Raw genomic sequence first — 22585 nt, 5'->3', positions numbered from 1 at the left:
GAGTAAGCCCTATTGCTGATGTCTTATTCAGGCAACAAAAAAACCGCCAAATGGCGGTTTTTTATTGGGCATTTATAACGCTTATTCAGTCTTTAGAATGTCAGTTCAACACCGGCAAAGGCACCTTTAAACGACATATTCTGAGTTGTGCGAGAAAAATCATCAACATCAAATTTGAACTCGCGGTAACCCACTCGGATTGCCGTGTCTAAAGCAACACCATCAAATTTCCAACCTAAACCAGCGTTGTAGTCATAAACATTTGACTCATCAATGCCTAGCATAACGTCAGCAAATGCATATAAACCCAGCCCTGGCACACCGACTTCAGCACTACCGTAAAGCATAACAATACCGCTATCAACATCGACTTCTTCAGGGTGACCAGCATCTTGGACACGTAAAGAACCATGCATTTGCTTATAAGCCGCACCTAAATCTAATGCTACTAAGTCATTATCTAAAATTTCGTAATAAAGTACGAAATCAGTATTGCTTAAGTCATTATATGCCGTGGTCGCGCCATTAAAATCATGACCATTAAAGGCAAAGTTTGAATCAGTTTGCTTGCCTTTACCTTCTAAACGATTTTCACGAATTTTAACGTTAGGCACTAACGGAATTGGGTGCTCAAAAGCAATCCATACACTGCCCTGTGCATCAGAGTCATAGTTATAAGTTTGCCCTACACCATCGTCACTATTGAATGAGCCGCTGGTGTCAGCTTGCCAATAATCACCACCGACTTTAAAACCAAGCACAGTTGCAGCTTGCGCTGAAGAGATGCTTAATAAACCCAATAAACTGGTGGCAAGAAGTGTCTTTTTCATCATTATCCCTGAGAGAGTAAGTTAGTTAAATCGATTACCGCAGCATTCGCGCGGGAAATATAGTTAGCCATGACTAATGAATGGTTGGCGACTAAACCAAAACCATCTCCGTTCAGCACCATTGGGCTCCAAACAGTTTGCTGAGTGGCTTCAAGTTCACGAATAATTTGTCGTAAACTCACCTCAGCATTTTTCTTTTCCAGTACATCTGCAAAATCAACTTCAATTGCCTTCATGAAATTAAGCAAAGCCCAAGCACTGCCTCGGCTTTCATAAAGCACATCATCAATTTTCCACCAGCTGGTTTTAATTTCTGAACTGGCGAGCGATGGCGTTGATTGCCTTGCAGTAGAATCACCGGCTAAATCAGTATTTAAACGCTCTTGACCAACACTGGCAGACAGCCGTTGTGAGATACTGCCTAAACGTTTTTGCACTTCTTTAAGCCATTCATTGAGGTTGTCTGCGCGAGCGTAAAACTGGGCATTACTGTTTTCGGTATCACTGATTTTAGCGCGGTAAAGTTTCAGTAATTTTATCGCTTCACGGTACTCGCCTTCAGCGCTAGGCACCAACCAACTGGTATGCTCAATATTAAGTTTTGAATGCGCAGCCAGTAAATCGCTATCTGCTGTCGATTGAGATTGTGAGCGACTAAACTCTTTACGCATAATCAGCGCTAAATCGCGAGACTGCTCTAATGCACCAAACTCAAATGCTGGCATATTATCCATCATCACTGATGGCGGCATAATATCGTTGGAAAGCCAGCCACCTGGTTTGTCCAATAAGCTTTCGAGAGTGTCTATCAGTGAAGAAGTTGTCGCGTAGCCAATAACGTGCTCGCCACGTTCATTTTGTAGCGTTTCGGGCTCTAGGATGTCTGGCTCAATGCTCCACCAAACCGCAATGACATAGCCGATTAATAGAATAATCCCTATGACACTAAAAATTTTTTTCCTTGTGATTTGCATCAATACAACTCCTTAATGATGATGGTGATGATGGCTTTCTTGCTGATCAGTACTCGCCTTTTTATCAACCATTAATTCAATATTTAACTGCTGACCATCAGCAAAAGTTAATGTTAATGGTACTTTATCACCGACGGTTAACGGCTTAACCAGTGACAACAGCATGATGTGATCACCCGATGGTTGCAATGTTAAGCTGCCATGTGATTCTATATCAAACCCTTCAACTTGGCGCATTTTCACAATGCCATTTTCTTCAATTAGGGTATGTAATTGGGCTTCTTTTGCCACTGGTGTAGTCACAGAGACTAATGTAGCAGTGTTATCTGAATGGTTCATTAAAGTAAGATAAGCTGCGGTGTTGGGCACACTGGCAGGCATGGCTCTAACATGGCCTTCTGAAAGCATAATGCCCGCAGTGGCCGAAATAGAAAATGTGGTTAAAACTAAAAAACTAAACAGCTGTTTGAATATCGCTTTCAATGTCTTAAACTCCATGTACACCCTAGTCGCTTCCCGAAGGAAAACAGCCTATGAGTCAGATTCAGATAAAGGATGATCAAGGCGTACGTATTATCAGTTTCAATCGTCCTGAAAAACGAAATGCCTTTAATCTTAAAATGTACCAACAGCTTACAGAATACCTGATCCAAGGTGAGCACGACAATGCAATTCGCGCCTTTATGTTACGAGGCGAAGGCAATTGTTTCACATCGGGTAATGATATTAGCGATTTCCTCAACAGCGGCGAGTTAAATGAAACCCATCCCACAGTGCAATTTTTGCATTGTATCCTTGAGATAAAAAAGCCATTGATAGCCGCAGTATCTGGCGCAGCTGTGGGCATTGGTACCACTTTATTACTGCATTGCGATTTGGTTTATGCCGATAACAGCGCTACATTTCAGCTACCTTTTGTCAATCTCGCCTTGGTACCAGAAGCAGCATCAAGCTTGTTACTTCCGCTCATTGTCGGGCAGCAAAAAGCGGCTGAACTTATCTTATTAGGTGAAAGCTTTACTGCCAGCACCGCAAAAGAATTAAATATTATCAACCAAGTGGTTGAGCAATCACAATTAGATGATTTTGTATTATCACAAGCAAAGAAATTAGCAGCTCAGCCACCGTTGGCGCTGCAGGCATCTAAACAGTTATTAAGGCATAACCAAGCTGAAGTGAAACAACAAATGCTTAAAGAGTTAGTGTTGTTTAGTGAAAGACTAAAAAGTGATGAGGCCAAAGCTCGGTTCCAAGCTTTTTTAACGAAGTAGTCTCTGGTTTAAGCATTGATATCATTTACGCTGGGATAAACCAGTAAAATAGTCATTTAACACTGAAGTATGAATGATAATGCTGAACTAATCTTGAACGACAGCAGCGTTCATACTTCAGTTTAATATCTGGATTTTTTCTGGGTCATGATAATGGCAGTCACAAAGTAACCAATGAGTCCGATGCTAGGGCTCATTAAAATTGCCACTAGGGTTAACACTCGGGTCCACAATACTGACCAGCCAAATTGTTTTGCTAATCCGTGTGATGCGCCACATATCAAACTGTCATCGGTTGTTAACCATTTTTCTAAGTCTGTTAAGTTCATTTTTGTTCTCCTGCGATCTCCATTGAAGCCAGTTCAGCAGACATTGCCTTGACGCTATTAAATTGGTACCACTGCAACCCACATATCATTATCGAGCATGCGATAAAGCTAAAAACAGGAAGCAGTAGTAAAGAAGTTAATGGATCAGCTAAATGAAATATCATCATTAAATCCATAAATCAGTCCTCATTGCTTGCTAAAGCAGTGTCTGATTGTGTTGCTATTACATCGTCAGTCATTTCAAGCGAGCTGTTTAACTCAAAAACTTGTTCAGCAATTTGGCTATGTAAGCTCAAGCTAATTTCTTGTCTCGCAGTTTGTAGCATTTCAGTGGTTGCATCAGTCAAACGAGCTTCTAATACCTCTACCATGTCAGCACTATTAAGTTCATTTGCTTGAGCACCAATACTTGCGGTGGCGATAACAGCAATTAATGCCAGTTTCTTAAACATGCGATTGCTTGTTGTAGATGATGAACTAACCACTGAATTTTCATTTGATATTGAGTTAAACATGATGTTTTCCTTTCCTAATGTTGGGTACACCATGGTTATTACAAGCTACGTGCCAAGTTTTAAAAAACAATATAAACGACTGATTAATAGTAGTTATATTAACTTTAAACAAAAACAGGCTCACAACAGCCACTGAACAATAATCAAACAATTAGTCATTTTCACCATCCTGATAGTGAATTTAGCTAATACTTAATTAGCTAAGCTACAGGCATAAAAAAAGCGCCTCAATGAGACGCTATTTTTAACGAATAAAGACTTAATCATTACTCATGTTATTAGGGTAGAAAGTCACATCAGCAGGCGGCCTACTTTGATGCATTTTCTCAACCGCATCCCAAATAACCTCAACACCCGCACCCGGCTTATGAGCGTTTTCACTAAGATATCTACGCCAGCCCCTTGAGCCAGGTAGGCCTTGAAATAAGCCAATCATGTGACGAGTGATGTGGTTTAAACGCCCGCCTGACTGTATATGCTGCTCAATGTAGGGCACCATTTGTTCAATCACTTGCTCACGAGTTAACACAGCTTTGTCGTCACCGTAAATACGTTGATCCACTTCAGCTAATATATAAGGGTTTTGGTACGCTTCACGGCCGATCATCACCCCATCTAATTGCTGTAAATGCACCAATGAATCTTCAATGGTTTTAACGCCGCCATTAATACTGATATTTAAATCAGCATAATCCCGCTTTAATTGATACACCCGCTCATAGTTAAGCTCTGGAATTTCACGATTTTCTTTTGGGCTTAACCCTTGTAACCACGCTTTTCTGGCATGGACAATAAAAGTATCGCAACCAATAGCTTTAACCGTATCAACAAATTCGGTGAGAAATTCATAACTGTCTTGCTCATCGATACCAATACGGGTTTTAACCGTCACAGGGATATCAGCAACTTGCTTCATGGCATCAACACATTCTGCAACTAACTTAGGCTCAGCCATCAAACAAGCGCCAAACCGTCCGCTTTGGACTCTATCTGATGGACAACCCACATTTAAATTGATTTCATCATAACCGCGCTCAAAAGCCAGTTTGGCACAGGTGGCTAAATCTTTAGGGTTAGACCCACCAAGCTGCAAAGCAAGCGGATGCTCTTCTTGGTTATAAGCTAAGTAATCAGCCTGACCATGAATGATCGCCCCTGTCGTCACCATTTCGGTATAAAGCACAGTATGTGCAGACATCAGGCGCGCAAAGTAACGGTAATGCCTATCGGTCCAATCAAGCATGGGAGCGATAGAAAGCGAGCGGTTGAGTGTTGTTAGAGCCAAAATGGTACCTTATCGAAGAAAATCAACGATTAATAAAATATGATGCTTACTAAAAAACGAACTAGTGATTATATCATTAACAAACGGCTAATTAATATCAGCAGCCACTAATTTCATCACCAAGAAACTAAAATGCTTGATTAACCATAACCCAAAACTGACTTTCATCACCGCCAGTAACAAAGTCGGTTCTTATCACTATACCTTCAACTTCAAAACGTATGCCTGCGCCGTAGTTAGTTTTCATATCATCATGCAGTTCAGTTAAAGTAAATTCATCAGCCACATTGCCAGCTTCGGCAAATAATACCCACTGCCACCAAGGAATGTTATATAGATTAAACACCGGCAGTGATTGTAGTGGCTGCCATTGAGGTGTGACTCGATACTCTAGGGCATAATTGACTGCGCTGCGGCCAGTAAACTGCTTTGAAGAGTAACCGCGCAAACGATCAAAGCCACCTAATGACACCCCAGCAAAACTAGGAGGCTGCTGAAATTGCTGTTGTTTATAATCTTGCTCCCAACTTGGGGTATCCGCTAAGTAGAAATTAATCCCGAGCACTTGTTGCTCAAACCAACTGTTACTCCCAAAAGACATAAATGCGCTTTGTTCAAATTCCCACATCAACCAGCTTGGATCATCATCGACACTAAAGCCTTTGGTGATGGTTAGATTTGTTTGACCACCCTCGGTGCTATTTAGTTTGGCATCGCGGTTATCCCAATTAAAAGCAAGCTCAACACCACGGGCTTCGTCGGCTAAATAGGCTAATGCTTCAAGCTCTCGATACTTGCTAAACGGGGTTAAGCTGATAGAGCTAACACCTGACTCTAATGGGTTCCAGCTAATTGGTGTGGTGTTTTTCCCAAGCGCGTTTGCAGCGCCATGCTTACCTCTGGCGATGGGTAATACATATTCCATGGTCAGTTTGTTAAAGCCTTCATCCCCGACACTAATGACTCGACTGATGTCATTGGCTTTTGGCTCGTATAGGTCACTATTGGGCAAGTAATATATCCCTTGCTCGTAATGACCACGAAACAATTCGGCACTAAATAACCATTGATCAAGCTCTGGCAATTGATAATGATAAAAACCTGCATAACTTAGCCAACTGTCATTGGCAGAGTATAAGCCAATGCCTAATGCTACGGCTTGCGGTTGACCGGCATGCTTAAGGACACCTGCTGCGCCGAATGTGGTGCTCAAGGTCTCAGTTGAAAAGACAATTGGCACAGCGACAAATTCTGGAGACAGTGCTTTTTCAGAGGGCGTTACCGCAGACGGCTTTTCAGCAGTATTTTGTTGCTGTGACTGTGGGTTTATCTCAGAAATAAGCTCAGTCTCTACAACCACTTCTGTATCAGGGCGATGACTCGTTGTGGTTTTACTGGCAGTCACATACTCTGGATCATTTGAAATTACGGAGTGAATAGCTTCAGACTGGGCGACACTGTCGATACTAAAAAACACGCAATAAATCATAACGACTGATTTATACAACTGCACTTAACACTTCCTATCTATGACTAATTTAAGATTCAAGCTCTAGGCTATAAACCATTAATTAAATTGAGATTAATCTTGTAAATCAACCACGACTCTTGGGGTGAGTTTAGTTACTAACTCATAAGCAATGGTGCCAATGTGCTCTGCCACTTCTTCTACAGCGAGCCCTTTACCCCACAGCTGCACTGAATCCCCGACCTTATCAGTTGCATCAAGCCCCAAATCAACGGTCAGCATGTCCATAGAGACTCGACCAACAATGGGCACTCTGCGGCCATTAAGCAACACGGGGGTACCTTCAGGGGCATTGCGCGGATAACCATCGCCATAACCTATGGCAACCACGCCTAGACGAGTATCTTGTTTTGCAGTCCAATAAGCGCCATAGCCAACACTTTGTCCGGCTTTATGCTCACGTACCGCAATAAGGTTTGACACTAACTCCATTGCGGGAATTAGCCCATGATGAACACCTTTATCACCCAGTACAGGCGATACCCCATAGAGTGCGATACCTGGTCTTATCCAGTCACACTGGCTTTGAGGCCAAAATAACGTAGCGGCAGAATTAGCTAACGTTCGATCGCCAGGTAAATCGTTAATCAACTGCTGAAAAGCATCAATTTGCACTTGGGTTAAGGGGTTATCAGGCTCATCGGCACAAGCAAAATGGGTCATTAAATGAATAGGTTTGGCAACTTGTGGGCAAGCCATTAAGCGTTGATAAACAGCCTTGAATTGTTCAATACCAAAGCCTAAACGATGCATGCCTGTATCAATTTTAAGCCAGACGGTAATGGGCGCAGTAAGTGTCGATTGCTCTAACATCACCAATTGCGACTCATGATGCACCACGGTATCAATTTTATGCTCAACTAATGTGGGTAAGTCAGATTGACGAAAACAACCTTCAAGCAACAGTAGCTTAGCGTTAACACCGCCTTGGCGTAATTCAAGCGCTTCTTCAAGTCGCGCCAGTCCAAATCCATCGGCGCAGTCAATACAGTCAGCGACAGACTCGGCCACGTTGAGCAAGCCATGCCCATAACCATTGGCTTTAACCACAGCCATGACTTTACTGTTGGGCGCAATTTCACGCAGCCTTGCAAGGTTAGCTTGCAAAGCTTTACGACTAATTTCAGCACGGGGAAATGGTTTCAAATAACTAACCTTACTGATTGCTTCATTCAAATAATTGAGCAACACAAGACTAAAAAATGAGCCTCTGCGTTAAAACAGAGGCTTTTCGGTACGACTAACGCAAAGACTAAATACCTATCTGATGAGATTAATCTTCATCAAAGACTTGTGCGCCAGAATAATTATCAAAACGCGAGAACTGGCCTTGGAACGCCAGCGGCACGCGGCCAATCGGGCCGTTACGTTGTTTACCAATAATGATTTCAGCGACACCTTTTTGTTCTGAATCATCGTTATACACTTCATCACGATAAATAAACATGATCAAATCCGCATCTTGCTCAATTGAACCTGATTCACGTAAGTCAGAGTTAACTGGGCGCTTATCAGCACGTTGCTCCAACGAGCGGTTAAGCTGTGATAACGCAATGACCGGGATCTCTAGTTCTTTGGCTAAGGATTTAAGTGAGCGCGAGATTTCTGCAATTTCTAAGGTACGGTTATCTTTTAATGAAGGCACCTGCATTAACTGCAAGTAATCAATCATGATCATTGATAAACCGCCATACTCACGCGCAATACGACGGGCACGACTTCGCACTTCTGTCGGCGTTAAGCCTGAACCGTCATCGATATACATTTTGCCTTGCTCAAGCATAATCCCCATGGTTGAAGAAACACGCGCCCAATCTTCATCATCTAACTGACCGGTACGAATTTTAGTTTGATCAACCCGGCCAAGTGATGCCAGCATACGCATCATAATTTGTTCTGATGGCATCTCTAAACTGAAAATAAGCACAGGTTTATCTTCATTCATGGCTGCTTGTTCACACAAGTTCATCGCAAAGGTGGTTTTACCCATTGAAGGACGTGCCGCCACAATAACAAGGTCACCCGATTGGAAGCCGGCGGTCATTTTATCAAGATCGGTAAAACCACTTGATACACCGGTCACACCGTTATGGGGGTTATTGTATAACTGCTCAATTTTGTCGACGGTTTTTTCAAGGATCGATTTAATCCCTTCAGGGCCTTCGTTGGCATTAGCACGCGACTCAGCAATTTTAAAAACTTTAGTTTCCGCTAAATCCAGTAAATCACTGGAGTTACGACCCTCAGGGTTATAGCCTGCATCAGCAATTTCATGGGCAACACCAATCATGTCACGTACAACAGCTCGTTCACGTACAATATCGGCATAAGATAAAATATTACCCGCACTCGGGGTGTTTTTGGCAATTTCACCTAAGTAAGCAAAGCCGCCAGCGTCTTCAAGTTGATCTTCAACTTCCAGGCGCTCTGATACGGTGATCAAATCAATCGGGTGACTGCTTTCAACCAAACGGCTCATCGCAGCGTAAATCATCCGATGGGAGCGAGAATAAAAATCTTCGGGCACAAGCGCTTCAGCCACTCTATCCCAGGCCTCAGCATCAAGCATCAACCCACCAAGAACCGATTGCTCAGCTTCAATTGAATGCGGCGGTAATTTCAGCGCATCAACTTGAGCATCTTTGAACCTTTCTCTGGCTTTAAAAGGACCTTTCTGTGACATTAAAACTCCCAATTCCCAACCTGTTTGTAAATATGGTATAACACCGAGGTCATGCAAACATGTAGTACAATGATATCGCGTAACATTTATCCCAACACGGATAAACAATCAGAATAAATAACAACAATAAATAATAAAAAATAAGGAAAGAACATGCGTTATGCACTCGTTGCAGCCCTTGTGCTGTCTTCTGGATTTGCCTATGCCGATGAAGGTCAGTGGCAACCCTATCAAATGCCTTCTATTGCAGATAAATTAGCACAACGCGGCATCGATATTCCTGCTAAACAGCTTGCAGATTTAACCCAGTATCCAATGAATGCGGTTGTGGGTCTGGGCTATTGTACCGCCAGTTTTGTCTCTCCCCAAGGCTTAGTTGTGACCAATCACCATTGTGCCTATCGAGCCATCCAATATAACAGCAAAACTGAACATAATTACTTAGCAGACGGCTTTCTAGCTAATACTAAAAAAGAGGAGCCATCAGCAGGCCCTAATGAGCGATTATACATCACTGAGAAGGTAACGGATGTCACTTCTCAAGTGAATGCGAATTTAAGTCGCGATCCTCTTAGCCGTTATGAAGATATCCAATCAAACCGTAAAGCATTAATCAAAGACTGCGAAACCGACGAAAACTACCGTTGTTCAGTCAGCAGCTTTCATAATGGACTTGAGTATTACTTAATTAAACAACTCATTATTCGTGATGTCAGACTAGTATACGCACCACCTGAAAGCGTAGGGGCTTTTGGCGGCGATATTGATAACTATGAATACCCACGCCACTCGGGCGATTTTACCTTCTTACGTGCCTATGTGGGCAAAGACGGTCAGCCGGCAAGTTATGCCGAAGACAATGTGCCTTATCAGCCAAAAAATTATCTTCAAATAAATGCTGATGGCGTTAAAGCCGGAGATGGCGTGTTTGCCGCAGGCTATCCGGGAGCGACCAGTCGTTACCGCCTAACCAGCGAGTTAGAGTTTGCCAGTGATTGGATGTATCCAACCTACGCTAAGCGCTATCAACTGCAAATCGACACCATTAATCAAATGGCTGCCGACAATAACGCCATTGCGATTAAATACGCCGGTAACCTTGCCTCCATGGCAAACAGAATGAAAAAACTGAACGGGTTACTCGATGGTTTTAAAGCCACAGATATTGTCGGTATCAAACAATCACGTGAAGATAACTTCTTAGCTTGGCTTAAAAAAGACGCCAATGCTAACCATCAATTGATTGGTGAATTAGAAGCATTACTGGCTGAGCAAAATAACCTCATTCAAACTGACTATTATTTTAATAATGCCCAATCAAGTGCAATACTTGCCGCAGCTAAAAAGCTCTATCGTTTAGCCAAAGAAAAACAACTGCCCGATGCAGAGCGTGAGCAAGGGTTTCAGCAGCGTGATATGAAAATGTTTGCCGCTAACTTAAAACGCCTTGATAGAAGTTTTGATGCCAGTGTCGATAAAACCTTGTGGCTACAAGACTTGAACGCTTACATGGGGCAAAATCAGCGCGTTGAAATTCTTGATAACGCACTGAATAAGATCTCTGATGCTGAGGCATTATCAGCAAAATTAGATGCCTATTACGCCTTAACCACTTTAATGGATAAAGAGCAGCGTTTAGCTTGGATGGACAAAGACGCCCAAGCCTTTGAAACCAGCTCAGATCCGTTTATTCGCTTAGCGGTAGCGCTGCACGACACCAACATGGCACAGGAAAAAGCCGAAAACACTTTAAAAGGTAAGTTATCAACCGCTCGCCCTGAATACATGAAAGCCATCATCAGCTATTACAAAGCCAATGACTGGCCTGTGTATCCAGATGCCAATCGCACCTTACGGATCACCTACGGCATGGTCGATGGTTATCAGTCTGCAGATGCACTCTATAAGCAGCCTTTTACCCGTCTCGAAGGCATAGTGGCTAAACATACTGGCGAAGATCCATATAACGCGCCACAAAAGCTATTAACGGCAATTAAAGCCAATGATAACGGTGAGCACTCTGTCGCATCGGTTTATCAAGATCCACGCTCATGGATTTGTCGTTTATTCTCTTGTTTAGATACGCCAGAAGAATTTAACTCAGTGCCGGTTAACTTCTTATCCAGTGTTGACACTACAGGTGGTAACTCAGGTTCACCGGTATTTAACGGTAAAGGTGAGTTAGTAGGTTTGAACTTTGATTCAACTTACGAGGCGATTACTAAAGATTGGTTCTTTAACCCAACGATAACCCGTGCAGTACACGTAGACTTTCGTTACATCCTATGGATGATGGATAAAGTTGATCACGCCCAAAACTTGATTGATGAGTTAGAGCTAGTAAGAAATTAGAGTATCACGCCCCAACTTGTGCAAACGAGCTTGGGGTGACCCTGACCACTCTCATTACAGGTAAAGCTGAAGCCTTAAAAGCCTAAAATTAAGACATAAAAAAACACCGCCAATTGGCGGTGTTTTTATTTAAATCAATGAGCTATTAATCTTCTGCAACAACAGAGATTTTAACTACTGATTTAACTTCAGTGTGAAGTTGAACTTCAACTTCAAAGTCACCTAGGTTGCGTAAAGCACCTAAAGGTAGACGTACTTCAGCTTTAGCTAGCTCAACGCCTGCTGCAGTAACTGCATCAGCGATGTCGCGGTTGCCCACTGAACCGAATAATTTACCTTCGTCACCAGCTTTAGAAGCGATAACAACTGACTCTAATGCAGCAAGCTTTTCAGCGCGAGCAGTACAAACACTTAATTCAGCAGCTAATTTAGCTTCTAATTCAGCGCGACGTGCTTCGAAAACTTTAACGTTTTCGTCATTAGCGATAACAGCTTTGCCTTGTGGCAAAAGGAAGTTACGAGCATAACCAGCTTTAACAGCAACTTGGTCACCTAAGTTGCCTAGGTTAGCGATTTTATCAAGCAGAATAACGTTCATTATCTAATTCCTCTGATTTAAATACTGCGATTACTGATGTAAATCAGTGTAAGGCAGTAGAGAAAGATAACGAGCACGCTTAATCGCGCGAGCTAGTTGGCGTTGATATTTAGCACTAGTACCAGTAATACGGCTAGGAACAATCTTACCGCTTTCAGTTACGTAGTTTTTTAAAGTAACGATATCTTTGTAATCAATTTCTGCAACACCTTCAGAGGTGAAACGACAGAACTTGCGACGACGGAAATAACGTGCCATGTTGACAGTCTCCTAAGTTTTCAATTCGACATTTTCGGCATGCAAAACCAATTTATTTTGGCCATTTCGCCCTTGTTGTAAAGAGATAAACCCTTCAACTTGGACCTGCACACCTGCTTTTAATTCTTCTGTTACGCTGTTAAAGCGCTTACCACTTAATATGACTTGGATCAGACAATAAACATTTCTCAACATTTGATCGTCATACCGCTGTGTTTTGTGTTCTAGCGTAATCACCTTATGGGGAATGCCGCTGGGACTATCAAAACGCTTTGAACGAGTTATCGTTCCGGTCAACACTAAGTGATTAATCACAGACTAATTATTCAGCAGTTTCTTCAGCGCTTGCTTCAACTTCTTTTTCAGCAGCTGGTGCAGCAGTAGGAGCACGACGTGAATCACGCTCATCTTTTGCTTTAGCCATTGGAGAAGCTTCAGTAACAGCAGTTTTAGTGCGCATTACCATGTTACGCAGAACAGCGTCATTGAAACGGAAAGCTGTTTCTAACTCTTCGATAGACTCTGCAGTTGCTTCTACGTTCATAAGAACATAGTGAGCTTTATGTAGGTCTTGAATTGGGTAAGCCAATTGACGACGACCCCAATCTTCTAAACGGCTGATAGTACCGTTAGCATCAGTGATTACACTGCTGTAACGCTCGATCATACCTGGGACTTGTTCACTTTGATCTGGGTGAACCATAAATACGATTTCATAATGACGCATTTATTGCTCCTTACGGTTAATTAGCCTCACGTGTGGCTCAGTCAGACCAAGTTGGAGGCAAGGAACGGAATTAAATGACTGATTTAAGCGCGGGATGATACATAAAGCCCGCACAAAACTCAAGCAATACTTGTGTGGTGCATGCTTTATTACCTTTAACTGATTAACTCACTCAAGCAGGCGTTGACAGCAATGACGGTAAATAATGAAAATACCCAGCAAAAAACAATAACCAGCGTGAAATTTAATTTGATATTGAATACACAGATGAAGCCATTGAGCGCTTTGCAGCCACTGCGAATACAGGTATTATGGCGCTTCATCCGTATTTCAGGCGTTCCTAATAACTATATAGAAACAACGTAATGAAAAAAGTCTGTATCTTTATGTCTTCTCTTCTCACAACGTCTTCAGCGTGGGCACTTGTTCCCCCAGACTATAAAGAGCCTCCCAGTGACTTTAAGGCTGAAATTGAAGCCGGTATGCAACTCAATACTGGTAATAACCAATCGCAAAACTTCAACGGCCGCACCTACTTAAATTACGATACTGAAAAAGCCCGTCAGGAATTTACCTTTAAGGTGTATTACGCCGCAGATAAAGACTCTACCACGGCTGAAAAGTATGATGTATTTGCCCAGTCGAGTTATAAGCTAGAAAGCGGCTATATTTTTGGCCGCGGTGAATTTACCTGGGATGATTTTGGTAGTTATACCAAACTGTCGACGGTTTCTACCGGTTATGGTTTTGATTTACTCTCAAACTATACCCAGAGCCTGAGCATAGAAGTCGGCCCCGGTTACCGTTATGACTTACCCAAAGCAACAGATACAGACTTAAACCCTGCAGCCAACCAAGACATCATTTTGCGTACCGCCGCCAAGTACAATGTGAAACTGCAAGAATATACCAGCCTCAATGCCGATTTGACCTCTGAAGTGGGTGAAGATAACAATACCTTGACCTTAGACGTCAGTTACAGAAATACCTTTTTACAGGACTGGGCCTTTAAACTCGGGGTGAACGTGAGATACACAGCGGTAGTTCCTGAAGACAGTGTCAAAACCGATACCATCACCACATTTAACTTGCTATATACTTTCCAATAAATTGCAACGCCGTTACAGCGGCCTGTAATGAGCCTTTTCAACATTCCAGATACAAAAAACGGGCCTTAAGGCCCGTTCCACTATCTGCTGATCAGCTCAGTAAATTACTTCACTAAACGTTGACGCACAGCTTCAAACAAACAAATACCGGTTGCCACTGATACATTCAAGCTTGAGACACTTCCCGCCATCGGGATTGACACTATTGAATCACAGCTTTCACGGGTTAAACGGCGTAAACCTTTATCTTCTGCGCCCATCGCAATGGCTAAAGGCCCTTTTAAGTCTGCTTGGTATAACTCACAATCCGCTTCACCGGCGGCACCAATAATCCACACCCCTTTTTGCTGAATATGACGCATAGTACGGGCAAGGTTGGTAACTTGGAATAATGGAATCGTTTCAGCCGCGCCGCAAGCAACCTTGCTCACGATTGACGTCAGTCCCACCGAGTTATCTTTTGGTACGATAATCCCTTGTACACCGGCAGCATCGGCATTACGTAAACAAGCACCTAGATTATGTGGGTCAGTGACACCATCAAGAATTAACAAAAATGGTAGGTCTGTCTTTTCTAATAAAGCATCTAAGTCCGCTTCAGCCAAGATTTTAGCAGCTTTAACTCGTGCAACAATACCCTGATGCTGAGTGCTCGATGCTTTGTCATCTAGTACTTTACGACCTGAACTTTGTACAGACACACCAAACTCTGTCGCTTTTTTGATTAATGGTAATAAACGCTCGTCATCACGACCTTGTAATACCCAAACTTCAATGACGCGTTCAGGTGAGTTGCTTAGCAAAGCTTCTACTGCGTGAATGCCAAAAATGATATCTTGTTTTTTCATTTACTTATTTTCTCTTGCGCTTTGCTTTAGTCGATGGTTTTTTAGCAGCCGGTGATGTTACACCAGCCGCTGAACTATTTGCAGCTTTAGCTGCAGGCTTGCGCTTTTTTCCGCCTTTAGTGGCAGATTTTTTCGCTTTGCCCGCTGTGCTTTTACCCGCTTTGCCAGAACGCCCCTTTGCTGGCGACTCTGCAGCTGGCTCACCTTTTGCTGATGCGCCCATTTTAGCGCCTTCAAGATTGGCTCTTTCTCTGGCTGTTAATGGCTTCTTATTGGCTTTCTTACGGCTCTTACCGTGATCACCAATCATGATCAGATCGATTTGACGATCATCTAAGTTAACCGCGGCAACTTTGACATTGACCTCGTCACCCACTTGATAAACCTTGCGGGTGTTTTCGCCAATCAAACGCTGACGCATTGGGTCAAACTGATAATAATCGCTGACTAAGCTTGAGATATGCACTAAGCCATCGATATACAAATCCTTTAAACGTACAAACAAACCAAAATTGGTCACTGAAGCAATGACAGCTTCAAATTCATCACCAACATGATCTTGCATGTATTCACATTTGAGCCAGTCGCTGACATCACGTGTGGCTTCATCTGCACGGCGCTCAGTAGTTGAACACTCTTCGCCCAGTTTATCTAGCTCTTCAAGTAGATAATGGTAGCCACCTTCTGGGGTCCACTTCTGCTTCATCTCACCTTGCTCTGCCGCTAACAAATAACGGATAACGCGATGTAAGACTAAGTCAGGGTAACGACGAATAGGCGAGGTAAAGTGTGAATACTCTTCTAATGCCAAGCCAAAGTGACCGTCATTATCAGGGGTGTATATCGCTTGTCTCATTGAGCGCAGTAACATTACCTGGATCAATTCAGCATCCGGTCTATCTGCAATTTTCAGCATTAAGTCCTGATAATCTGACGGCGTAGGTTCAGTGCCGCCATTCATTGATAAACCGCGTTCTGCCAGAAACTCTTTGAAGTTTGCCAACTTGGTTTCTGAAGGTGACTCATGCACACGGTATAACACTTCACCTTTATGCTTTTTGACGAACTTAGCTGAAGCGACGTTGGCTAAAATCATACATTCTTCAATGATTTTATGTGCCTGATTACGGCTACGGGGCACAATTGCTTCAATTTTACGTTGCTCGTTAAACACAAACTGGGTTTCAACGGTTTCAAACGCAATCGCCCCACGTTCTGCGCGGCGCTCATTTAAGGTTAAATATAACGACTGTAAACACTGAAGATGCGGGAACAAAGCTTCATGCTCAGGGGCAATCTTGCCACCTTCTAGCATGGCTGCCACTTGCGTGTAAGTAAAACGCGCATGTGAGTGCATCACTGCCGGATAAAACTTATAACCCGATAGTTTACCCGCAGCTGAAATGGTCATCTCAGCCACCATACAAAGGCGATCAACATGGGGATTTAGTGAACACAAACCATTAGAGATTTTCTCTGGTAGCATCGGGATAACTTGCGATGGAAAATACACTGAGTTACCACGGGATCTCGCTTCATCATCTAATGCCGAGTCTGTACGCACATAGTGACTTACATCAGCAATAGCGACCCATAAACGCCAGCCACCGCTAGGTTTAGTTTCGGCATAAACAGCATCGTCAAAATCGCGGGCATCTTCGCCATCAATGGTCACTAAGGGTAAATGTCTTAAATCGACGCGACCTTGTTTATCAGACTCTGGGACTTCATCCGGAATGCGCTTAAGTTTTTTCTCAATAACCGCTGACCATTTGTGAGGCAAATCGTAATTGCGCAGAGCAATTTCAATTTCCATACCTGGCGCCATTGTTTTACCGAGCACTTCGGTCACTTTAGCTGCCGCTTTAACAAATCGTCCAGGACGACGGGTTAATTCAAGCACAACAACGTCGCCAGCTCTGGCGCCATTAGCGTCTTCTTTGGCAATCAAGATTTCTTGGGTAATGCGTCTGTCATCGGCAATCACAAATGCCATGCCAGCATCAACATGATAACGGCCGACTAATGGCGCGCTGCGCTGCTGCACTAAACGAACGATACGCGCTTCACGTCGTCCACGGCGATCGGAACCTGCTTTTTGCGCCAACACTTTATCACCGTGAAAATACATCTGCATATCACGATTATTAATAAAGAGATCGTCACCGCCTTCATCAGATTTAAAAAATCCGAAACCATCACGATGGCCGATAATCGTACCGGTAAGCAGATCCATTTTTTCAGGAAGACCATAACTATGGCCACGGGTATAAACCAGTTGCCCATCACGCTCCATGGCGCGCAGTCGTCTTCTTAACGCTTCTAAGTGGTCTTCATCAACCATTTTTAGCGCGGCGGCGATATGTTCTCTGGTGACAGGTGACTTTTGCTCACGCAAATACTCTAGTATGTATTCACGGCTTGGGATTGGGTTTTCGTACTTGTCTTGCTCTCTCTCAAAATGAGGATCGATGATCATTCAATTTCCAAATAATTTACTCCCTCGTGGGAGTCTTAGCGGTTGTGCAGCTGTGGCTGCTGTGCTCGCTCTATTATACTGGCGGGCATTTTAGCGGCTAACATCTGCAATAATGATGTGGCTTTTTTCTGTGTCGCGGCATCATTAAATACGCTGTTATATAACCAATGGTAACCTAATTGATAATCAACAGGGCTACCATAACCTTCGCCGTATAGGCGAACTAACATCAATCTTGCAGGCAGATCGCCATTGGCTGCTGCCGGCATCACATATTGCACTGCTCGATTTTTGTCTTGCACTACCATTTCACCGTGATAGTAATATTCGGCCAGTTTCAGCATCGCCTCAGCGCTACCTTGCTCTGCAGCAGTTTGTAATAACGCCATGCCACGGGAAGCGTGTTTATCTACACACACACCATGGTTGAGCATTTCGGCCCATAAAAACTGATACATGGGCTGCTGGAGTACTTCTGCTCTAGCTTCAATATCTTGCACTAGTTGGCAGTCATCGCGTTTAACTTGCTTTAAATAAACATCATTGCGGATCAATTTAATTAATTGCTCATCACCATAGATATCCACCGCGGTTAATTCAGCAACAGCTAAATTCGGCAGTAAGCACAACACCAACAAACATAAACGCAGCATAACGATTCTCAATGACACTTTAGTTACTCTATGCATCGGCATTATAGCCTATATCTTGAGTATTAACTGCACAAACAACAATATTTAGTGGTTATTTGAATTGCCAAAATGATTTTAAAAAAGCAGTAAAAAGAAGAGAAATTGCGCGGAGTTACAGTTTCAATTTTATCGTCTAAGGTTTGTTAATTCTGCATATTAAAAAGGCCGCTAAATAGCGGCCTTTTTATGTGTTAGTTAAATGGATTAACTAATACGATTGTCTCGTTTCTGTCAGGACCGGTTGATACGATATCAACAGGCGCTTCAAGTAACTCTTCGATACGAGCAATATAATTAAGCGCTGCTTGTGGCAGTTGCTCAATTGAAGTCGCACCAAAGGTAGACTCACTCCAGCCAGGCATAGTTTCGAATACAGGAGTAACCTGTTCGTAACCTTCAGCTGCAAGTGGTGTGACAGTTTCTACAGTTCCATCAGGATACTGGTAACCAACACAGATCTTAACTTCTTCAAGACCGTCAAGAACGTCAAGTTTAGTTAGGCAGAAGCCGCTAACACTGTTGATTTGAACTGCACGGCGCATTGCCACAGCATCTAACCAACCTGGACGACGTTTACGACCAGTAGTTGCACCAAACTCTTGGCCTTTATGACCTAAGTAATCACCGATCTCATTCTCAAGCTCTGTTGGGAAAGGACCTGCACCTACACGTGTAGTGTAAGCTTTCATGATACCTAGAACATAATCTAAGTGACGAGGACCAAAACCAGAACCGGTAGCGACGCCACCTGCTGTAGTGTTTGATGAAGTCACATATGGGTATGTACCATGGTCGATATCAAGTAATGTACCTTGTGCACCTTCAAACAAGATAGGCTCACCCGCTTTACGGGCTGTATCAAGTAATTCAGTAACATCAGTACACATACTCTTAAGATAATCAGCAATTGCTAATGCATCATCAAGGGTAGTTTGATAATCAACTGCGTCACAGTCATAGTATTCAGTCAGCATAAAGTTGTGATATTTCATCACTTCTTTTAATTTAACTGCGAATAACTCTGCATTGAATAAATCACCAACGCGTAGACCACGACGAGAAATTTTATCTTCATAAGCTGGACCAATACCACGACCCGTTGTACCGATAGCTTGATTGCCGCGCGCTTTTTCGCGAGCTACATCAAGAGCACAATGGAAAGGTAGGATCAGTGGACATGCTTCTGAAATAAGAAGACGCTCTTCGACAGGAACTCCACGCTCTTTAAGCATGTTGATCTCTTTCATCAAAGCATCAGGAGCCAATACCACACCATTACCGATAATGCATTTCACATTATCACGTAAAATCCCTGACGGAATTAAGTGAAGTACGGTTTTATCGCCGTCAATTACCAGAGTATGACCAGCATTGTGGCCGCCTTGGTAACGAACTACATATTTTGCCTGTTCTGTTAGAAGGTCGACAATCTTACCTTTTCCTTCGTCACCCCATTGAGTGCCGAGTACTACTACGTTTTTGCCCATCGTCTGCTGCAAGGTTGCGGTATAAAGGCGAATTTTAACAGATTTTAGGGGGTAATATGCAAGTATTTTATGCGAAAATTATTAATAGTACTATGCCGGCAGAGACTAGGCAGCCACCTAACCGCCTGAGATTATTCTTATTTTGCATCGAAAATTCGGCTAAATATTTTTTCCATTGCAGCGGAAATAATAAGGGTCCGATACCTTCAAGTACCAAAACAAGCCCCATGGCAAACATCAACATTTGAAAATTCATGGTCTAGTTCCACTATTTGGTTTACACATTAGCAAAAAACATCGACTACACCATAACGCTTCTAAGCGGTCATCGCATTACATCGAATGACTAATTGGCGTTTTTACCTAAAAAAAGCCAATAAAAAACCCAGCATATAGCTGGGTTTTTTGAATTCTGAAAACGTATTAACGTTTTGAGAATTGTGGCTTACGACGTGCTTTACGTAGACCAACTTTCTTACGCTCAACTTTACGAGCATCACGGGTAACGAAACCAGCAGAACGTAAAGAAGGACGTAGAGCTTCGTCTAACTGAAGCAATGCACGAGTAATACCGTGACGAATTGCACCTGCTTGGCCAGTGGTTCCACCGCCCTTAACAGTTACATAGATGTCAAGTTTGTCAGTCATTTCAACTAGCTCTAGAGGCTGACGAACAACCATGCGAGCAGTTTCACGACCAAAATATACATCTAGTGGACGTTGGTTAACAACGATTTGACCACTACCTGCTTTAGCGAATACGCGAGCAGTTGATGTTTTACGACGGCCAGTGCCGTAGTACTGAGTTGCAGACATTAGCTTACTCCCGTATTAGATATCAAGAACTTGAGGTTGTTGTGCAGCATGGTTATGTTCAGTGCCAGCGTAAACTTTAAGCTTACGGAACATAGCACGGCCCAAAGGACCTTTTGGTAACATACCCTTAACTGCTTTCTCGATAATCATTTCAGGCTTATGATCTTGCAGCTTTTCAAAAGAAATCTGCTTAATACCACCGATGAAACCTGTATGTGAGTAGTAAATTTTGCCTTTAGCTTTGTTACCAGTCACAGTAACTTTCTCAGCGTTAATAACGATGATGTAGTCACCAGTGTCAACATGAGGAGTATACTCTGGCTTGTGCTTACCACGTAAACGAGTAGCAATTTCAGTAGCGATACGACCTAAAGTTTTACCTTCGGCATCAACGACGAACCAGTCACGTGTGACTGTTTCTGGTGTAGCAGTAAATGTAGTCTTCATTTTTACAAAAACCCAATGTTTAAAATTCTGTCTCAATGCTGAATGCGGAATGCAAACAACACAATGACCATTTCAAAGCCCCTTCGAGCTGAAATTGGTTTAAATCGTCCACCCAAATTCGGTGGAGTAACGAGGGCAGGTGGCGGATTATAGACAAAGCTGAGTTAAAAATCACCTAATTTCTGATAGTTTTCTAAAAAACTTCTCTGGTGCTTTAGCTGATTTCATCCCTCAATAACTATTTATGGTAAATGCTCCAACATTAAATAGTCATGTGATTGCATTTCAATCAATCTTGAGCGGCAGCGTCTAAACTCAAAACTGAGTAAACCATCTGTGTAAATATCTTCTAATGAAACTTCAGCAGAAATAATTAACTTCACATTACGCTCATAAAATTCATCTACCATCGCGAGAAATCGCCGAGCAATATCATCACCGGTTGTGGCTGAGCCCATTTGTTCAAGCCCACTTAATAGAACGGTATGGTACAAACGAGCCACTTCCATATAGTCGCGCTGGGATCGAGGGCCGTCACATAAGTCTCTAAAGTTGGCCAATAGCACCCCTTGGGATTGCTGGCGAATATTCACCTCACGGCCTTCAATTTCAATGGCGTCAGTGAATACTTCTGATTCTGGAGCAAGCTGGGCAAAATAGCTTAACAAGTTGGTGTCAGCCTGCTCATCCAGTGGGTAGTGGTAAATCTCAGCTTGCTCAAGGGTTCGTAAGCGATAATCAATACCCGAATCCACATTAAGGATTTCGCAGTTTTGGTTTATTAAGGCGATTGCGGGTAAAAATCTTGCGCGCTGTAAGCCATTTTTATAGAGGTCATCGGGAATGATGTTTGAGGTGGCCACTAACGCGACCCCTTCTTTAAATAAGTGTTGGAACAAGGTGCCCAATAACATGGCATCGGTAATGTCAGAAACAAAAAATTCATCGAAACATATGATGTTATATTGCTGCGCCATTTTGTTAGCAATAGTAATTAATGGGTCCTGAACACCGTCAAGTTCGCCTAAGTCATGGTGTAGCTGGTGCATAAAGCGATGAAAGTGGGCCCGCAGTTTTTTCTCTGTTGGCAGCGCATCAAAAAAAGTATCCATCAAGTAAGTTTTACCACGACCTACTCCGCCCCATAAATATAAACCTTTGACGCTAGGGGCTGATTTTTTAAGGCCGATTGAACCTAAAAGCCGACTCAATGAGGACTGCTGAACATCGGCTGCGATAAGTTCTTCATAAACACGTTGCAATGACTTTACCGCTTGCTCTTGGGCTAAATCATGGGAGAAACCTTCACGGGTTAAATCTTGCTGGTAATGCTGCCAAGGGCTTAACTGCGACACGG

At 42.9% G+C, this 22585-nt stretch carries 24 protein-coding genes; 3 read left to right on the top strand and 21 right to left on the bottom strand.

The window, feature by feature from the left end:
• Positions 1-92 precede the first annotated feature (92 nt).
• Genes Q4546_RS14605 through Q4546_RS14595 form a run of 3 tightly spaced genes read right to left on the bottom strand, consistent with a single transcriptional unit; the run spans position 93 to position 2302 of the window.
• Positions 93-830 carry a TIGR04219 family outer membrane beta-barrel protein gene (locus Q4546_RS14605; protein WP_102439953.1) on the bottom strand — a complete coding sequence of 246 codons (738 nt, stop codon included), beginning with the start codon at positions 828-830 and terminating at the stop codon, positions 93-95.
• A 2-nt stretch (positions 831-832) separates the two neighbouring features.
• A complete protein-coding gene (locus Q4546_RS14600; protein WP_102439954.1) occupies positions 833-1804 on the bottom strand; it encodes a DUF2333 family protein in 972 nt (323 codons plus the stop codon).
• Positions 1805-1816: 12 nt separating this feature from the next.
• The gene (locus tag Q4546_RS14595; protein WP_102439955.1) at positions 1817-2302 is read right to left on the bottom strand and encodes a copper chaperone PCu(A)C; all 486 of its coding nucleotides are present in this window, start codon (positions 2300-2302) and stop codon (positions 1817-1819) included.
• Between the two features lie 35 nt (positions 2303-2337).
• Between Q4546_RS14595 and Q4546_RS14590 the strand changes: the two genes are divergently transcribed.
• Positions 2338-3075: an enoyl-CoA hydratase gene (locus Q4546_RS14590; protein WP_102439956.1), complete on the top strand. Its 738-nt coding sequence runs from the start codon at positions 2338-2340 to the stop codon at positions 3073-3075.
• Between the two features lie 122 nt (positions 3076-3197).
• Here the strand turns inward: Q4546_RS14590 and Q4546_RS14585 are convergent, their stop codons facing one another.
• The 6 genes from Q4546_RS14585 to dnaB form a co-directional block, all read right to left on the bottom strand.
• The gene (locus tag Q4546_RS14585) at positions 3198-3404 is read right to left on the bottom strand and encodes a PspC domain-containing protein (RefSeq protein WP_102439957.1); all 207 of its coding nucleotides are present in this window, start codon (positions 3402-3404) and stop codon (positions 3198-3200) included.
• A 179-nt stretch (positions 3405-3583) separates the two neighbouring features.
• Positions 3584-3919, bottom strand: coding sequence for a hypothetical protein (locus Q4546_RS14580; protein ID WP_133126612.1), 336 nt, complete (start codon positions 3917-3919; stop codon positions 3584-3586).
• A gap of 259 nt (positions 3920-4178) precedes the next feature.
• The gene (gene dusA, locus Q4546_RS14575) at positions 4179-5204 is read right to left on the bottom strand and encodes a tRNA dihydrouridine(20/20a) synthase DusA (RefSeq protein WP_102520509.1); all 1026 of its coding nucleotides are present in this window, start codon (positions 5202-5204) and stop codon (positions 4179-4181) included.
• A gap of 127 nt (positions 5205-5331) precedes the next feature.
• Entirely contained in the window at positions 5332-6717 is a 1386-nt protein-coding gene (locus Q4546_RS14570) for a hypothetical protein (protein ID WP_102475898.1), read from the bottom strand.
• A gap of 69 nt (positions 6718-6786) precedes the next feature.
• A complete protein-coding gene (gene alr / locus Q4546_RS14565; RefSeq protein ID WP_303446483.1) occupies positions 6787-7878 on the bottom strand; it encodes an alanine racemase in 1092 nt (363 codons plus the stop codon).
• A 127-nt stretch (positions 7879-8005) separates the two neighbouring features.
• Positions 8006-9415, bottom strand: a complete 1410-nt coding sequence (dnaB, locus tag Q4546_RS14560; RefSeq protein WP_076539121.1) for a replicative DNA helicase — start codon at positions 9413-9415, stop codon at positions 8006-8008.
• Between the two features lie 153 nt (positions 9416-9568).
• Between dnaB and Q4546_RS14555 the strand changes: the two genes are divergently transcribed.
• On the top strand, positions 9569-11767 hold the full coding sequence (locus tag Q4546_RS14555; RefSeq protein WP_303446482.1) for a S46 family peptidase: 2199 nt from the start codon (positions 9569-9571) through the stop codon (positions 11765-11767).
• Positions 11768-11912: 145 nt separating this feature from the next.
• Here Q4546_RS14555 and rplI read toward each other — a convergent pair whose 3' ends face one another.
• From rplI to rpsF, 4 genes are read right to left on the bottom strand one after another with little or no spacing between them, the layout of a single operon-like run.
• Positions 11913-12365, bottom strand: a complete 453-nt coding sequence (rplI, locus tag Q4546_RS14550) for a 50S ribosomal protein L9 (protein ID WP_076539126.1) — start codon at positions 12363-12365, stop codon at positions 11913-11915.
• 30 nt (positions 12366-12395) lie between these two features.
• On the bottom strand, positions 12396-12623 hold the full coding sequence (rpsR, locus tag Q4546_RS14545; protein ID WP_055023454.1) for a 30S ribosomal protein S18: 228 nt from the start codon (positions 12621-12623) through the stop codon (positions 12396-12398).
• A gap of 12 nt (positions 12624-12635) precedes the next feature.
• Positions 12636-12938, bottom strand: a complete 303-nt coding sequence (gene priB, locus Q4546_RS14540; protein ID WP_076539129.1) for a primosomal replication protein N — start codon at positions 12936-12938, stop codon at positions 12636-12638.
• 7 nt (positions 12939-12945) lie between these two features.
• Complete coding sequence (rpsF, locus tag Q4546_RS14535; RefSeq protein WP_076539132.1) at positions 12946-13350, bottom strand: 30S ribosomal protein S6; 405 nt, start codon at positions 13348-13350, stop codon at positions 12946-12948.
• 365 nt (positions 13351-13715) lie between these two features.
• On the opposite strand from rpsF, the gene Q4546_RS14530 reads away from it, so the two are divergent.
• Positions 13716-14459 (top strand): YdiY family protein, encoded by a 744-nt coding sequence (locus Q4546_RS14530; protein ID WP_198590856.1) that lies wholly within the window; start codon positions 13716-13718, stop codon positions 14457-14459.
• A 104-nt stretch (positions 14460-14563) separates the two neighbouring features.
• On the opposite strand, the gene rlmB is transcribed toward Q4546_RS14530, so the two are convergent.
• The 8 genes from rlmB to zapE all read right to left on the bottom strand — a co-directional run bounded on the left by rlmB (position 14564) and on the right by zapE (position 22583).
• On the bottom strand, positions 14564-15307 hold the full coding sequence (gene rlmB / locus Q4546_RS14525; protein ID WP_102440114.1) for a 23S rRNA (guanosine(2251)-2'-O)-methyltransferase RlmB: 744 nt from the start codon (positions 15305-15307) through the stop codon (positions 14564-14566).
• Positions 15308-15311: 4 nt separating this feature from the next.
• The gene (gene rnr, locus Q4546_RS14520; RefSeq protein ID WP_102475896.1) at positions 15312-17786 is read right to left on the bottom strand and encodes a ribonuclease R; all 2475 of its coding nucleotides are present in this window, start codon (positions 17784-17786) and stop codon (positions 15312-15314) included.
• A gap of 35 nt (positions 17787-17821) precedes the next feature.
• Positions 17822-18475: a tetratricopeptide repeat protein gene (locus Q4546_RS14515; RefSeq protein ID WP_102440124.1), complete on the bottom strand. Its 654-nt coding sequence runs from the start codon at positions 18473-18475 to the stop codon at positions 17822-17824.
• A gap of 194 nt (positions 18476-18669) precedes the next feature.
• Positions 18670-19965, bottom strand: coding sequence for an adenylosuccinate synthase (locus tag Q4546_RS14510; RefSeq protein WP_076539144.1), 1296 nt, complete (start codon positions 19963-19965; stop codon positions 18670-18672).
• 67 nt (positions 19966-20032) lie between these two features.
• Complete coding sequence (locus tag Q4546_RS14505) at positions 20033-20221, bottom strand: DUF2065 family protein (RefSeq protein ID WP_102440112.1); 189 nt, start codon at positions 20219-20221, stop codon at positions 20033-20035.
• A gap of 167 nt (positions 20222-20388) precedes the next feature.
• Positions 20389-20781 (bottom strand): 30S ribosomal protein S9, encoded by a 393-nt coding sequence (rpsI, locus tag Q4546_RS14500; RefSeq protein ID WP_076539149.1) that lies wholly within the window; start codon positions 20779-20781, stop codon positions 20389-20391.
• Between the two features lie 15 nt (positions 20782-20796).
• On the bottom strand, positions 20797-21228 hold the full coding sequence (rplM, locus tag Q4546_RS14495) for a 50S ribosomal protein L13 (protein ID WP_076539151.1): 432 nt from the start codon (positions 21226-21228) through the stop codon (positions 20797-20799).
• 242 nt (positions 21229-21470) lie between these two features.
• Positions 21471-22583, bottom strand: coding sequence for a cell division protein ZapE (gene zapE / locus Q4546_RS14490; protein WP_102440111.1), 1113 nt, complete (start codon positions 22581-22583; stop codon positions 21471-21473).
• Positions 22584-22585 lie beyond the last annotated feature (2 nt).

The organism is Shewanella sp. 4_MG-2023 (assembly GCF_030548015.1).
In the GTDB taxonomy this organism is placed as follows: domain Bacteria; phylum Pseudomonadota; class Gammaproteobacteria; order Enterobacterales; family Shewanellaceae; genus Shewanella.
The sequence above is the reverse complement of the archived record's forward strand: the minus strand, read 5'-3'. Positions and strand labels throughout refer to the sequence as shown.